This window comes from Wolbachia endosymbiont of Folsomia candida (genome assembly GCF_001931755.2).
Lineage (GTDB): Bacteria > Pseudomonadota > Alphaproteobacteria > Rickettsiales > Anaplasmataceae > Wolbachia.
The window spans coordinates 1,629,746-1,646,029 of record NZ_CP015510.2; the positions used below are offsets into that span (position 1 = coordinate 1,629,746).

Below are 16,284 nucleotides of genomic sequence, written 5' to 3' on the forward strand. Positions count from 1 at the left end.
CTATAAATACTACTTAATCGCTTTTTTCAGCCTTTTTCGGCTCTGGAACAATAGACTTCAAATCTTGTGCAAAATTGAACTTTTCTTTGAAATAATCTGTTGCTTTGTCTGCACTACCAAACATCATGATCAGTATACCAAACATTATTGCAAAAAAGATTAGGCCCCTGAACACTATTGCAAGTACCACCATGGCAATACAAATCCCTATAATTGTTGAAGGGGTCATATTTTCTACAGTGTCTTTGACTGAAAATGAAGAAATAAAGTTTTTTACAGTCTCTTGTATATCTTTTAGCTCGTCACCCACAGAATCTGCTTGGCCAGGATATGGCACAAAAATAAAACTCAACATGACTATGAGAACGAAAATTTTATTCAATTGAATATGCATCAACTAAATACCTCTAAAATACTTTTAAATTATAACAGCTTTTACATCAATAGACAATAGCTTAATTCACCTATCCACCAACAGTAACTTATATTTAAGTGTTTTTTAATATTGTAAAGGTCAACTAATTCGATGACAAAAATGTTAAGATAAAAGAAACATTTTTGAGGGAGTTAGGTATGAGAAGAAACACAGAAGATAAAACTTTAGAGAGAAATTACCAAAGTAAATGGAGATTTTTGATCAAAGAATATGAGCAAACAAAGGCAAAAAAGCATCCATTTTATAGATTTGTAGGCGATTTTTATCACGCTAATGGAATCAACAGACAAACATTCTGTAAATATTATAATAGGTATAGAAATAGCGGATTAGAAAAAGAGTTTTTACCAAGAAAAAGAGGTCCAAGATGGGAAAGTAGAAGAACAGATATTGAAATAGAAAAAGCAGTTATAGAGGAGCGGAAAAAAGGGATAAATAAATATGAAATTTGTGCTATACTAGCAAAAAAGTTGGGCAACAAAACACCTTCTCCATCTGGTATATATAATATTATTAAGAGAGCCGGCATGAATAAGTTGAGCACAAAAGAAAAAGAGGTGAAGAGAAAGATAATCAGGGAAAAAGCTGGAGAATTGGCACATATAGACTGTCATTATTTGAGTAAAGATATGATAATAAATGAGAGCAAAAGATACTATTTAGTGTGTGTAATAGACGATGCAAGCCGTATAGCATGGGCAGAAGTTTTAGAAAATATTCAGAGTCTGAATGTAATGTTTGCAGTGCTCAGATGTTTTAATTATATAAAGCAAAGTTACAGTATTCAGTTCAAAGAAGTAATGACAGACAATGGACCAGAGTTTGCATCAAGAAGTAATTTGGATGGACATCCATTTGAAAGAATGTTAGTTGAAATTGGCTTAAAGCATTTATATACAAGGCCATATAGACCACAAACAAATGGAAAAGTAGAGCGCTTTTGGCGGACTTTAAATGATGATTTGATTGAGGGAACAACGTTTGAGACCGTTCAAGAATTTAAGGATGAATTGTTTAGATATTTAATTTATTACAATGAACACAGGCCGCATCAAGCTCTTGGAGGTATTACTCCTTTGAGCTTTTTGCAAAATTTGTCAATGAATTAGTTGACCTTTACAGGGATGACGAGATCCTTATCTGGAATATTCTTGTAAAGGCGTAACTTCCAGCTTGCTATTTTTTATATACTGGATTGCAAGCACTAATGCTTTGCTTCCAGAAGCTGTAGTACTGTAAGCTATATTTTGTAAAATAGCAGCTCTCCTGATATCTTTGCTATCTGATACTGATTTTACACCCTTTGAAGTGTTGATTACTAAATTTATTTTCCCGTCTTTTATCATGTCAACTATGTGCGGCCTGCCTTCTCTCACTTTATTTATAGCTTTTGCAGCAATGCCATTATTGTTTAAATATAAAGCAGTACCTTTGGTTGCATATATTTTAAAACCCAGCTCTTTTAACATTTCTGCAACTGGCAATATGTACTCCTTATCATCATCTTTTACTGAAATCAGCGCTGCCCCTTCTGTTGGTAACTTATATCCTGCAGCCATGTGCGCTTTTGCAAGTGCAGCTTCAAATGATAAGTCAATACCCATCACTTCCCCTGTTGATTTCATTTCAGGACCAAGCAAAGTATCAACTCCTGCAAAGCGGGTAAATGGAAAAACAGCAGCTTTAACTGCAAAGTGATCGAAAGGTTTGTTTTTCTGACTCAATTTTTCACCCAAAATAACCTGTGTAGCAAGCTTGGCAATCGGAACGTTGATTACTTTGGAAATAAAAGGAACGGTTCGGCTAGCCCTTAAATTTACTTCAAGTATATATACGTTACTCTCTTGCACAGCAAACTGAATGTTTATGAGACCTTTTACTTCTAACGTAAGAGCTATTCTTTCTGTTTGTAGCTTGATCTCTTCTATAATTTCGCTACTTAATGTGTTTGTCGGTATTGAACATGTTGAATCACCAGAATGAATTCCCGCCTCTTCAATATGCTCCATAACCGCTGCAATGAAAACCTTTTCTCCGTCGCATATAGCATCAACGTCAACCTCAACTGCATTAACTAAAAATTTATCAAGAAGCAGAGACCCGTGTTCAAAAATTTTAGTTTGCTCAAGTACGTACTCTTTAAAGCTATCAATATCATGCCGAATCGACATAGACTGACCACCTAAGACATAGGATGGTCTGACCACTAATGGAAACCCAACTTTTTCTGCATTTATCAATGCTTCTTCAGTGGAATGACAGATAGAATTTTCAGGTTGTTTTAAATTCAACTGCAGAGCAAGATTTTTAAACCTCATACGATCTTCTGCAAGATCTATAGAGTCAAAAGAGGTGCCCAAAATATTAAAACCTCGTTCATTCAGCACTTTTGCTAACTTCAAAGGCGTTTGCCCACCGATTTGTACTATCACCCCAATCAGTGTCCCATTTTCTTGCTCTTTATTTAGTATTTCCAGAACATCCTCTGCAATGAGTGGTGCAAAATACAGGCGATCAGCAGTATCATAATCAGTTGAAACAGTTTCAGGATTACAGTTAATCATTATTGTTTCATATCCCATTTCTTTGGCAGCAGAAACTGCATGCACGCATGCATAGTCAAACTCTATTCCTTGACCAATTCTGTTTGGGCCGCTGCCTAAAATTACGACTTTTTTTCGGTCGGAAACATTCGCTTCGCATTCCATTCCATCTGTTATTCCAATACTCTCTCTTGTCACACCAGGATCCTTCAATGTCATCCCAGTGCTTGACACTGGGATCCATTCTTCTTTGTTACTGGATTCCAGCGTCACGCGCTGGAATGACACCATTGTGTTACCTTCATAACATCCATACATATAAGCAGTGCTAGATTCAAATTCAGCAGCACAGGTGTCTACACGTTTATAAACTTGCTTGATGCCGAATTTTTTTCTTATTTCATGAATTTGCTCTGATGTTATTCCAGTGGTTGATCGCTCATTTTTTCCATAGATCCCAGTGTCACGCACTGGGATGACATGAGAAGGCTCTGGAATGAGGTTGGAGGAGGACTCTTGTATGATGTTGGAGGGATCTGGGATGATAGGGAAAGGATCAGCACTCCTGTCTGGTGTCATCCCAGAACCCTCCGATGTCATCCCAGTGCGTGACACTGGGATCCAGTTGCTTAATTTTGCAAGCCTAGCATCCGAAAACCCCATCTTTTTCAGCTCCAACATTTCATATGCTGTCTCAGGGAGGCCGTTTTCCTTGATTTTTTGCTCAGCTAAGATAATTTGCTGTATATTTTGTAAAAACCACAAATCATAACCTGTAATTAAGTTTATTTCTTCTATGCTAATTCCATGACGCATTGCATCAGCAGCAATTAACAACCTATTTGGCAGCAACTTCGCTAATTGAGACTTTATGTGATCAATATCAGTGTTTTGAGGAAACACTTCATCAAGTCCAATAAGGCCAGTTTCAAGTGAGCGGAAAGCTTTCTGCAGCGACTCATTAAAAGTGCGGCCTATCGACATCACTTCCCCAACTGATTTCATGGAAGTTGATAATTCACAGTTCGTTCCCTTAAATTTTTCAAACTCAAATCGAGGGATTTTAGTGACGATATAATCAATCACTGGCTCAAATGCTGCTGGTATTATTGGAGCGCAGTCATTACGTATTTCATCAAGTGAATAGCCAATAGCAAGCTTAGTTGCAATTTTTGCGATAGGATAGCCTGTGGCTTTCGAAGCAAGTGCAGAAGAGCGAGACACTCTTGGATTCATTTCAATGACAACGAGGCTTCCATCTTCTTTAGGATTCACTGCAAACTGAACATTTGCACCACCTGCACTAACACCAATTTCCCTCAGCACTGCTATAGATGCATTTCTCATTTGTTGATATTCTGCATCGCGCAAAGTCAAAGCAGGTGCAACAGTGATACTATCCCCAGTGTGGACTCCCATTGGATCAACATTTTCTATTGAACACACTATTATGCAGTTATCTTTACAATCACGGATGACTTCCATTTCATATTCTTTCCAACCGATAATTGATTCATCTATCTGAATTTCATTTATTGGCGAAATTTTTAAGGCACTTTCTGCAATGTTAAAAAATTCCTCTTTATTATATGCTATACCGCTACCTGCACCGCCAAGGGTGAATGATGAGCGGATAATTGCAGGTAATCCAACGTAATCTAAAGCTTCTTTTATTTGTTCCTGATTTTTTATAATGATACTTTTGGGGTATTTCAGCCCTATTTTATCCATGGATTGGCGAAATAATTCTCTATCTTCCGCTTTTTTAATTGCCTCTCTATTTACACCGATTAGTTTTACACCATACGTATCCAGCACACCATTATCTGCAAGTTTCATTGCACAATTGAGGGCTGTTTGCCCGCCCATTGTTGGCAATATTGCATCTGGTCTTTCTTTAATTATGATTTTTTCTATGATTTCAGGTAGCACAGGCTCAATATAAGTGACATCAGAAAATTCAGGGTCTGTCATTATAGTTGCGGGATTTGAATTCACTAAAATAACTTTATAGCCTTCACTTTTTAATACTTTACAGCTCTGAGTTCCTGAATAATCAAATTCACATGCTTGACCTATAACTATTGGTCCTGCTCCTATTACTAATATAGATTTTATATCCGTGCGTTTTGGCATAATTATAATAACATTTCTATTTAAGTAATGTTATCAGTCTTTCGTATGTATGTGAATTCTTATTGACTACAAGCCTCAGCTATAATTTCTTATTGTCCAAGTAACTGAAACTGGAATTTTGTTCACAGTGCCGATGTTTGTCTATAAAAGATTTTCTTTACAGATATCCTTTATTTAATTATATTATATATTAATAAATTAATTATACATAATATAGGAGTTAATAATGGTGCTAAGTAAAGAGTATATGCAATTTTTAGAAAAAAATAGTATAAATAAGCTTCACAAAAAGCTTCGTGATATTGTCAATCGTAATGATGCCTTGGAAGATTTGATAAAGTTACCTGATGACTTAATTCATTTGGTAAAGTCCTATACTAATGATAAAGGTGAGAATCTTCCTGGATTAGAAAATTTAATTAAGTTCTTCAGAGACAAAATGAAGCCAGGTGTGATTGCAAGATTATTTAGGAATAATGGTAGAAATGATGATGAAATTATTAAATTTATTAATGAATATCAATCTTTAATGTGTAATACTGGGTATGTTATGCCTTTCAAAATTGAGAAGATTGGTGAAGATACTTTCTTATGTTACCGCAGAGGTACGCCGAGTGGTAGTGAGAATTTAGTGAAATTAACCCCACATCCTATCAATCCAAAAAAAGATAATCAACCTCTGCAACGAAGCAATTACCCTCTATTAACTTCACTGTTAAACGAACCTGATGACCAGCCTCTTGATCCAAGAGTGAAGTCGACAAAGAAAAGAAAACGTAATATTGACCAACCTCCTCGTCCTTCCGTTATAACGTATGCTGAAAGGCCAAGTGGACAACAACCCGAGACTTCAGGACAAGCTGACATGAATACTGGTGTACAATCAAGTTATAACGCAGAACAGCCTCTTGATCTAAGAGTGGAGTCGACAAAGAAAAGAAAAGCAGAACAACCTCTTGATCTAAGAGTAGATTCGGCAAAGAAAAGAAAATATGATTTTGAATCTCGTGTAGGAGAAGTTAGTGTAGAAAAAACTACACTAAAACGTAGGAGTTGCTAATAAACGCACCTTTTAAGTTATGGTAGCTTATTCCTTTTTATTTATTAATTCGGTTAAACTACCATCGCCACCTTTTACTTTGTTGGGGATCTACAATCCTTGATTCTTGTAAAATCTTACAAGAGCAAAATTGTTTTCTTATATAATACTAATCTCTAAATCATGCTGCGCAGCATATGGTTCTGTGTAATATGACACAGCTCCTATACCTAGATCTAACTGACTGCCCAAAGCACCAAAGCCTTTATTTTCAATATGGAAAGAGCTATTTTCATCAAACTTCATAATTGACTGTGTTCCTACTTTGTAATGGTCGGAAGAATAAAAATTACCTTTGCCAACACTAATATTTTGCATATTTATAGCATATTCTCCTGCGTTACTAAATATACTTACACTTCCCTTTGCATCTGAATATGTTGGATACTCTGCAGTATAATTTACTCTTGTATTTTCTCCACCTTCAAATCTAATTATCTTTCCTGAACATTTTTCCAATTTTTCACAGCTTGAACTTATTCCATATTCACACTCAGTTTCTAGGTCTTCTACATCTTCTTTATCGCACTTAACACTAGTTTCTATAGATTTCAATGCAAGATTTTCTATTTTTATTTCATCTATAAATCTATAGTCTTTGCTTGGATCATCAACTTGCTGTTTAAACGGATTATTGCTTTTAGCACTATATGCACAACCTAAACTATTACCATCAAAATGACACTTTGCACCATTTTGCAATTCAACATTTAGCTTATTTTGCGATGAATCAGAGGGATTAAAATCTTTGAAATTATGCTGCTTAATATTCTTCAATGCTAATGATACATTTTTTATTGTCATAATATATTACTCCATAATTAATAACACAGAGCATTGTATATCAAATATATTATAACTATATTAATTCAAGTATATTGCTTTTACTTAACTATATATAAAACTCTTACAACCAAGACAAACAAGGCTTACCTATTTTAAACTTGATAAATTTAGTTCTACTCACATATACGCATATAATATACTCTATAATACTACGACAATTAATTTATTACTAATGTAGCATATATTTAAAATATTATGAATTTTGTTAAGGAAAGGAATACTCCTGTAATGGAGCAATATTTAAGTCTAAAAGCTCAATATAAGGATCATCTGCTGTTTTATAGGTTGGGAGATTTTTATGAATTATTCTTTGAAGATGCTATTAAAGCTGCAAAATTATTAAACATAGTGCTAACCAAGAGGGGTAATTCAAATGGGCAGGAGATACCGATGTGTGGAGTTCCTGCACATAGCAGTGAATCTTACTTGCATAAGCTAATAGACTTAGGGTTTAAAGTTGCAGTTTGTGATCAACTCGAAACTGCAGATGAAGCAAAAAAGAGAGGCTATAAATCAATAGTAAAGCGCGATGTAGTGCGAATTGTAACACCAGGCACAATTATCGAAGAATCATTATTAGAGGATAAAAGCAATAATTATTTGGCGTCTATAGTTGAGAAAGATGATGAATATGCTATTGGATGGCTTGAATTATCAACTGGAAAGTTTTTCCACACTGTAACAAATTTAAACACTCTGGATAGTGATTTATTACGCATTTCACCAAGAGAGTTATTGATCTCTGAAAAGCTTACCGAGAATGAAAAAATTAGATCAATTTTAAAAAATTATAAAATATCAGTTACGCAGCATGCACAAAGCTTTTTTGAATATAACAAGTCTCATAGAACTTTATGCGAGTTTTATAAAGTCAGAGAGCTTGGAGTGATAGGAAATTTCAGTAAAGTGGAAATAATGGCATGTGGTGCACTACTTGAATATATTAGGGCTACGCAGAGGGGCTCGGTTCCAATGCTTGAGCTTCCAAAAACATACAAGCAGCAAAATTTCATGCTAATTGATGCTTCAGCAAGGAGAAATCTTGAGTTATTTTCAACTCAATCTGGTGAAAAGAAAGGTTCGCTAATCTCAGTTATTGATCACACAGTAACAGCACCAGGTGGACGCCTGCTCAAGCAAATGCTTGCATCACCTCTTGTTTGTCCTAAAGCAATTAATCTCAGACTAAATACTGTACAATTTTTCGTAAATAACCATGAATCACGCAAGAAAATACGGGAAATATTGTCCAATATTCCAGATATTGAACGATCGCTATCGCGTTTAATGCTAGAACGCGGCTCACCAAAGGATATAAACTTATTGAAAACAGGTCTCGGAAAGATTTTAGAGCTATTTGAATTTTTATCTCAGTTAAAATCAAATGATGGTGAACTTAGCCTCATACACAAAAACCTGGGTGATCACAAAAATCTGTTTGAGCTTCTAAGTAGCGCTGTGTTTGACAATAATGTAGGTAATATAAAAGAGGGAGGGTTCATCAATCCAAAATATGATTCGGAATTATCTGAGTTATCTTATATATTAAATAACAGTAATAAGCTGATAACTAAACTCCGTGAGTCTTATCGAGATCTGACCGGCATTGCAGCCCTCAAAATATTGCATAATAATATACTGGGTTACTACGTTGAGGTTTCAGCAAATCACAAAGTGACTTCAGATATATTCATTCACAGGCAAAGCTTAGCAAATAGTTTCCGTTATACTACTACCGAGTTAAAAGAGCTTGAAAGTAAAATTCTTACTGCACGTGACGCTGCAATTAACTTGGAAATAAAAATTTTTGCTGAATTATGCAGTAAAATTGCCGAAGAATCTGAAAAAATTGCCATTGCTGCAAATGCTTTAGCAAAACTTGATATCAGAATTGCATTTGCAGAACTTGCGGTACAAAATAACTATGTAAAGCCTACCATTGATGACAGTAAAGAGTTCAGCATCTTGAGTGGAAGACATCCAGTAGTTGAAGCTAATAACAAATTCATTGCAAACAGCATCAATTTAGCTGGTATCCATTTAATCACTGGCCCTAATATGGCTGGAAAAAGCACTTTTTTAAGGCAAAACGCTTTAATTGCGATTCTAGCACACATGGGATCATTTGTACCTGCAGAAAGTGCACATATTGGAGTAATTGACAAGGTATTCAGCAGAGTCGGTGCAACTGATAATATAGCAGCCGGCCATTCCACTTTCATGGTAGAGATGATTGAAACAGCAACAATAGTCAATCATGCAACAGATCGCTCTTTAGTCATACTTGACGAAATTGGTAGAGGCACAGGAGTATACGATGGCCTTTCCATTGCTCAAGCAGTAATTGAGCATATTCATAATGTAAATAAGTCCAGAGCAATTTTTGCAACTCATTACCACGAACTAACTAAAGTGAGCGAATACTTGGAGAATGTGAAATGCTTTTGCGTAAAAATAAAAGAGTGGAACGGAGAAGTTATCTTTTTGCACGAAATAATCGAAGGAATTGCAGATGAGTCATATGGAATACACGTGGCAAAACTTGCTGGCTTTCCTGACTCTGTTTTAAATAGAGCAAGCGAAGTATTCGAGGAGCTAAAGATTTAATTTTCCAAGCAATTATCATCCAAGTAGCCCTTCCATTGTCATCCCTGTAAAGGTCAACTAATTCATTGACAAATTTTGCAAAAAGCTCAAAGGAGTAATACCTCCAAGAGCTTGATGCGGCCTGTGTTCATTGTAATAAATTAAATATCTAAACAATTCATCCTTAAATTCTTGAACGGTCTCAAACGTTGTTCCCTCAATCAAATCATCATTTAAAGTCCGCCAAAAGCGCTCTACTTTTCCATTTGTTTGTGGTCTATATGGCCTTGTATATAAATGCTTTAAGCCAATTTCAACTAACATTCTTTCAAATGGATGTCCATCCAAATTACTTCTTGATGCAAACTCTGGTCCATTGTCTGTCATTACTTCTTTGAACTGAATACTGTAACTTTGCTTTATATAATTAAAACATCTGAGCACTGCAAACATTACATTCAGACTCTGAATATTTTCTAAAACTTCTGCCCATGCTATACGGCTTGCATCGTCTATTACACACACTAAATAGTATCTTTTGCTCTCATTTATTATCATATCTTTACTCAAATAATGACAGTCTATATGTGCCAATTCTCCAGCTTTTTCCCTGATTATCTTTCTCTTCACCTCTTTTTCTTTTGTGCTCAACTTATTCATGCCGGCTCTCTTAATAATATTATATATACCAGATGGAGAAGGTGTTTTGTTGCCCAACTTTTTTGCTAGTATAGCACAAATTTCATATTTATTTATCCCTTTTTTCCGCTCCTCTATAACTGCTTTTTCTATTTCAATATCTGTTCTTCTACTTTCCCATCTTGGACCTCTTTTTCTTGGTAAAAACTCTTTTTCTAATCCGCTATTTCTATACCTATTATAATATTTACAGAATGTTTGTCTGTTGATTCCATTAGCGTGATAAAAATCGCCTACAAATCTATAAAATGGATGCTTTTTTGCCTTTGTTTGCTCATATTCTTTGATCAAAAATCTCCATTTACTTTGGTAATTTCTCTCTAAAGTTTTATCTTCTGTGTTTCTTCTCATACCTAACTCCCTCAAAAATGTTTCTTTTATCTTAACATTTTTGTCATCGAATTAGTTGACCTTTACAGTCGGGAAATCTTACTTATTTCAGCTATACCGTAAAAAATAGACTATCTGATGGATACTCAATCAAACCTTAAGAAAATTGGCCTAGGCTCAGGCAGTGTAACACCTGAGTTTATGTGCATATCACATAAAGACTCTAAATTACGTTGTTCTTTTGGAATTTGCAGTTGATTTAGTATCATTTCTGCCGATTTTGGAACTATTGGCTGTAACAAAATGCCAATTATTCTTACATATTCCAATAATTTATAAGTCACCAAATTCATAAGATCTTTATCAGTTTTACTTAATTTCCAAGGAGCACTTTTGTCTATGTATGCATTGGCTTCAGAGGAGATGTTGATAATTAAAAGTATAATATGATTGAATTCATACTTGGACAGATGGTTCATCACTTGATCAAGTATAGCTTTGCAATTCGGTAAATTCTCATTACCTTTAAGTAAATTCTGATCAACTGTTGGAACAATACCAGAGCATTGCTTGTGTAAAAATGAAATTGTCCTTTGTACTAAATTACCTATGTTATTCGCAAGTTCTGAGTTTATTCTACTGATCATATTTTTCTTACTGAAGTTGCCATCTTGACCAAAACTTGCTTCTCTAAGAAGAAAATAACGTAGTTGGTCAACACCAAACTCTGCAGCCAGACTAATTGGGTCTATGACATTTCCAAGAGATTTAGATATTTTCTCTCCCTCATTCAGCCACCAACCATGAACTGCAATTTGTTTTGGCAATGGCAAGTCCGCAGCAAGCAGAATTGCTGGCCAATAGACAGCATGAAAGCGTAATATATCTTTGCCAATAACATGAACACTGAGGCAATCATCATTTGCCCAAAATTGCTTATATTCATTGTCTTCAATATTTGGGAAATTCACTGACGTAATGTAGTTAGTTAACGCGTCTATCCACACATAAATTACATGTTTATCATTACCAGGCACTTGAATTCCCCAGTTAAAACTAGTGCGAGAGATTGATAGATCAGTAAGTCCTGACTTTACAAACGATATAACTTCATTTTTTCTACTCTCTGGAAAAATAAAATTCGGCTGATCTTCATATAGTTTGAGCAATTTATCTTGCCAACTTGATAATCGGAAAAAATAACTCTCTTCTTTTACCCATTCAACTTCAGCGCCTGTTGGTGCTTTTCCATCTATTAATTCTGATTCTTGGTAAAATGCTTCATCACGAATTGAATACCAACCTGAATAGGAGTCTAAATATATTTGTTCTCTTTCTTCCAGTCTATTCCACAGAGCTATCACTGCTTTTTCATGACGCTTTTCTGTGGTACGAATAAAATCATCATATTGAAAATTCATGAATTCAGCTAATTCTTTAAACGAAATGCTTACTTCATCTGTAAACTCTTTTGGATGCATTCCCTTTGTTTTAGCTGCTTTTTCAATCTTTTGTCCATGCTCATCTGTGCCAGTAGTAAATTTGACACTTTTGCCAGCTAATTTCATGAATCTTGCAACCACATCACAAATAAGAGAAGTATATGCATGACCAATATGTGGCTTATCATTTACGTAATATATTGGTGTTGTAATATAAAGATTTTCACACTGCTTCGTCGTAAAACTCATATTAGGGGTTTGTTTTATGGTATTCTACCAAAAGATCAAGCAGTTGTAGAGAGAATTTTTGTTTGGATCAATATAAATAGAACATTATTAATGTTACAGCTTTGAAGGTAAAGGTCACATAATTCGATGACAAACAGTGATGAAAGAAAATTTATACAAAAATTCAATTACTAATAGTAATTCAAAAGGAAAAAATACTCTATTCATACCTGAATACGCATTCTATTGACAACTTTTAAATAAATATCAATAATGCGAAAAAGGAATTTAGGGGTACATATGAACTCAACCACTATTAATTGTATATTATTCGTTATAATTACATATGTACTAACGTGCATAGTAGCTTGGAGTGGTAATCAATATGTAATATCCATAGCAACATTTATTCCAGCTACGGTTGCAATGGGTTTAACAATTTATAACAAAGAAAAGATAAGAGATCTTTTTAAACGTAGTTCACTGAGAAACTGTTTTCTAGGTTTTATAATTCCTATAGTAACTTTGTATTTGATCAATAGTATCATTGTTTTACTTATTTATTATCTGTTAGAGCTTCCGTGGGAAGTAGAGTACACATTAGAAAAAATAAAAGACTTCAGCGCGGTAATGTTATTATTTATATTGCTATCTAATTTTGTGATGCTAATTATTACATCTCTTGGTGAAGAGATTGGTTGGCGCAGCTACCTGCTAAAAAAGCTTAAGACCAAAATACCGAATTTTTATGCAAGAGCAATTGTTATAGGTTTTATTTGGGGATTATGGCATATGCCACTCTGGCAAGCTGTGGGTCCGATGCTTTGGAAAGATGGACTTACTCTTTCTGTAGCTTTTGTTTTTATGGCTTCCGCTTGCTCAGCTTCTCTACTGTTCACATGGTTATTTGAAAAGGATAATTCGATCTGGCCAGTAACTATTCTTCATGCAACAACAAATTATATATGTCAGACTATTCCGATGTTATTTACTACAATGACTCTTCCAGTACCAAATTATATGACAGTATATGGCCTGGTATCGCTAGCAATCTCTTATCTAATCGTTGGAGTTGGTGTTATTTGGTTTGATAAAGTTCGAGGACATCGTTTGAGTGATTCGTAGCATAAAATTTCGAGGGCAATTCGCGTCAGTTGTTATCCAAAAGTAGCCTACTTTTTGTCATTCCATCACAATTCTTTTGTAATCCCTGTGTTTCCTTTCTGTCATCCCAGTGCGTGACACTGGGATCTCTCTTAATTTCGCAATACAAATCATATTAATCTTGATTTTTTCTTGCAATTAAATCGATTTTCCACTGCAAGTATATAAATATAACAATTTTCCATAAAACCTAGATCCCAGTGTCACGCACACAACTGTACGAACGTCTAATTTAGCGATAAGATAGGAAAAAAATTAGGGTGTGAAGTGTGTTTTATTACAAAGAAATAATATCAAAATTGCCGAAAGCAGTGTTAGATGAAATAGGCAAAGCGGTTGGCGTTGATTACAAAGTGGGCAAACTTACGGGAGAAAATATATTTAATTTACTGCTGTACAGCATATTGGAGAAAAACGAGCTGAGCTTGCGGACTATCGAGGAAAATTATCGTCGGATGTTTTGCCTGAATACGCGCCATTCATCGGTGGCAAGCCGCTTAAAAACGATACCAATTAAGTACTTCGAAAGAATTTTTTCGTTCGTTTTACAAAGTTTTTGTAACCAAAAAGACCAAGAAAAGCTATTAATTATAGATTCCACAACCCTGCAGTTATCGAGCAAATTACTGCAATCTGCATACCATGGCGTGGTGGTGCAAAGAATATGGTAAAGTGCACCGTTGCCACTGACGGCAGGTTTGCAAAGTTGCTGAACTTGTATACTCAAGCCAAGGGCTCCTCTGACAGCACATCGTTCCGGGAAATGATTTTAAATCACGGTCAAGAGTCGATTTGCATATTTGATCGAGGACTGCAAAAACGTGCAACTTTCGAGGAGTTTATAGATAAAGGCATACATTTTATCACACGTGGCAACGATAATATTCGTTATCAAATTGTGCGTATCCACGGAAAAGTTGCAGGCATGCAGACTGGAACGCTTGAGCTAATGGAAGATGTAGTAGTCAGGCTGGGGCAAAAAGGTTCAAGATTTTTGTCGTTTGAAATCAGGCTAATTAAAGCGCAAAATCGACAGAATGGCGAAGTTCTCACATTTTTGACTAATATTTATGAAATGTCTGCTGAAGAAGTCTGCGCTCTTTACAAAAGGCGCTGGTCAATAGAAGTTTTCTTCAAATTTATCAAGCAGGAGCTCAACACGAAGCATTTTCTTGGACATAGCAAAAACACAATTTTGGTCACACTATACATGATTCTTATTGCTTCGGTTTTATTAACAGAATACAGAAAACGCAGCGAAATCAAGAGTTATAAGTTTGCAAGGAGAGCTTTTATGAATGAACTCAGGCTTGAAATCCTAAAACCTGTCATTGAATATTGTGGTGGAAACCCAGAAAAAGTCTACGATTATTACCTTTTTCACTTTCCATAACAAACGTTCGTACACTTGTGTGTCACGCACTGGGATGACAAGAGAAGGACTACTTGCATGACACCCTACTTACTCTATTGCTTATACAATTTATAAAACCCTAGCTTTTTTATTGTGCAGAGTTTATCATCTGAATTTAGCTTAAAATTGAGATTATGTCGGACCTAGCAGAAAGAATGTCATTAATAAAACCGTCGCCTACAATTGCTGTAACCGATAAGGCAAATAAATTAAAAAGCGAGGGGAAACAAATCTGTGTTTTAGCTGCAGGGGAGCCAGATTTTGACACTCCAGATCATATAAAAAAGGCGGCTATTCAGGCAATAAATGAAGGAAAAACTAAATACACTGCTGTTGATGGAACACGTGAACTGAAAGATGCAATAATCAATAAGTTAAAAAGAGATAATAATCTTGAGTACACAGCAAACCAGATTTGTGTCGGCACTGGTGCTAAACAGGTCTTGTTTAATTTATTTATGGCAACAATTAATTCTGGAGATGAGGTTATTATTCCAGCTCCATACTGGGTTTCGTATATTGATATGGTTAACCTTTTTGGTGGTGTATCAGTTATTGCTGAGTGCAAACAAAATTTTAAACTAACACCAGAATTGTTGAAAAGCAAGATAACAAAAAAAACTAAATGGTTGATTCTCAATTCACCAAATAACCCTGCAGGTGCAGTATATGCGTATGACGAATTGAAAAGCATATCAGAGGTATTACTTGCACATCCACATGTAAATATCGTTACAGATGACATTTATGAACATATAATATATGGCGAAAAGTTTTTTACCATTGCTCAGGTTGAGCCAAAACTTTATGACAGGGTTTTTGTAGTTAATGGAGTGTCGAAAGCCTACGCAATGACAGGTTGGAGGATAGGGTATGTTGCTGGTAGAAGTGATGTAGTAAAAGCTATCTCTACACTGCAATCTCAAAGCACTTCTAACCCAAATTCAATAGCCCAAGCAGCAGCAGTTGAAGCACTAAATGGTGACCATAGTTTTTTAAAAGAAAGAACGGAGATTTTTAAAAGTCGTAGAGATTTCATGGTGGAAAAGCTAAACTCCGCTCCTGGATTGTCAGTAATAGTCCCACAGGGTGCATTTTATTTATTCATTTCATGCGAAGGTTTGTCAGGCAAGAAAACAAAAAATGGCAAAATAATAAATAATGATTTAGATTTTGCTGAATATTTGCTAGAAGATCATTTAGTCGCTGTAGTTCCAGGAATTGCTTTTGGTATGGAAAATTTTATTAGAATTTCTTATGCAACATCGGAGGAACAATTGGAAATTGGATGCAGTAGCATTATTAAGGCATGTGAGGAGTTGAAATAGATATGCAAAAGAAAGATAGCATAAAATATGCTG

12 protein-coding genes are annotated in these 16,284 nt (G+C 35.2%); 7 read left to right on the top strand and 5 right to left on the bottom strand.

The window, feature by feature from the left end:
- Positions 1-13 precede the first annotated feature (13 nt).
- Entirely contained in the window at positions 14-394 is a 381-nt protein-coding gene (locus ASM33_RS07475) for a hypothetical protein (protein WP_110409722.1), read from the bottom strand.
- Between the two features lie 164 nt (positions 395-558).
- Between ASM33_RS07475 and ASM33_RS07480 the strand changes: the two genes are divergently transcribed.
- Entirely contained in the window at positions 559-1,545 is a 987-nt protein-coding gene (locus tag ASM33_RS07480) for an integrase core domain-containing protein (RefSeq protein WP_157956349.1), read from the top strand.
- Positions 1,546-1,572: 27 nt separating this feature from the next.
- Here the strand turns inward: ASM33_RS07480 and carB are convergent, their stop codons facing one another.
- Positions 1,573-5,115 carry a carbamoyl-phosphate synthase large subunit gene (gene carB, locus ASM33_RS07485; RefSeq protein ID WP_110409721.1) on the bottom strand — a complete coding sequence of 1,181 codons (3,543 nt, stop codon included), beginning with the start codon at positions 5,113-5,115 and terminating at the stop codon, positions 1,573-1,575.
- A 226-nt stretch (positions 5,116-5,341) separates the two neighbouring features.
- On the opposite strand from carB, the gene ASM33_RS07490 reads away from it, so the two are divergent.
- Positions 5,342-6,175, top strand: coding sequence for a hypothetical protein (locus ASM33_RS07490; protein ID WP_110409720.1), 834 nt, complete (start codon positions 5,342-5,344; stop codon positions 6,173-6,175).
- Between the two features lie 138 nt (positions 6,176-6,313).
- Here ASM33_RS07490 and ASM33_RS07495 read toward each other — a convergent pair whose 3' ends face one another.
- Complete coding sequence (locus ASM33_RS07495; protein ID WP_110409719.1) at positions 6,314-7,018, bottom strand: hypothetical protein; 705 nt, start codon at positions 7,016-7,018, stop codon at positions 6,314-6,316.
- Positions 7,019-7,255: 237 nt separating this feature from the next.
- Between ASM33_RS07495 and mutS the strand changes: the two genes are divergently transcribed.
- Positions 7,256-9,667 carry a DNA mismatch repair protein MutS gene (gene mutS, locus ASM33_RS07500; RefSeq protein WP_110409718.1) on the top strand — a complete coding sequence of 804 codons (2,412 nt, stop codon included), beginning with the start codon at positions 7,256-7,258 and terminating at the stop codon, positions 9,665-9,667.
- 57 nt (positions 9,668-9,724) lie between these two features.
- Here mutS and ASM33_RS07505 read toward each other — a convergent pair whose 3' ends face one another.
- Complete coding sequence (locus ASM33_RS07505) at positions 9,725-10,711, bottom strand: integrase core domain-containing protein (protein ID WP_157956349.1); 987 nt, start codon at positions 10,709-10,711, stop codon at positions 9,725-9,727.
- Between the two features lie 110 nt (positions 10,712-10,821).
- Positions 10,822-12,366 (bottom strand): methionine--tRNA ligase, encoded by a 1,545-nt coding sequence (gene metG / locus ASM33_RS07510; protein ID WP_110409717.1) that lies wholly within the window; start codon positions 12,364-12,366, stop codon positions 10,822-10,824.
- Positions 12,367-12,645: 279 nt separating this feature from the next.
- Between metG and ASM33_RS07515 the strand changes: the two genes are divergently transcribed.
- From ASM33_RS07515 to ASM33_RS07530, 4 genes are all read left to right on the top strand, one after another.
- A complete protein-coding gene (locus ASM33_RS07515) occupies positions 12,646-13,470 on the top strand; it encodes a CPBP family intramembrane glutamic endopeptidase (protein ID WP_110409716.1) in 825 nt (274 codons plus the stop codon).
- A gap of 308 nt (positions 13,471-13,778) precedes the next feature.
- Complete coding sequence (locus ASM33_RS07520) at positions 13,779-14,180, top strand: hypothetical protein (protein WP_110409715.1); 402 nt, start codon at positions 13,779-13,781, stop codon at positions 14,178-14,180.
- Positions 14,174-14,902 carry an IS4 family transposase gene (locus ASM33_RS07525; RefSeq protein WP_110409534.1) on the top strand — a complete coding sequence of 243 codons (729 nt, stop codon included), beginning with the start codon at positions 14,174-14,176 and terminating at the stop codon, positions 14,900-14,902. Before ASM33_RS07520 ends, ASM33_RS07525 begins: the two co-directional genes overlap by 7 nt.
- A gap of 155 nt (positions 14,903-15,057) precedes the next feature.
- The gene (locus tag ASM33_RS07530) at positions 15,058-16,251 is read left to right on the top strand and encodes a pyridoxal phosphate-dependent aminotransferase (protein ID WP_110409714.1); all 1,194 of its coding nucleotides are present in this window, start codon (positions 15,058-15,060) and stop codon (positions 16,249-16,251) included.
- Positions 16,252-16,284 lie beyond the last annotated feature (33 nt).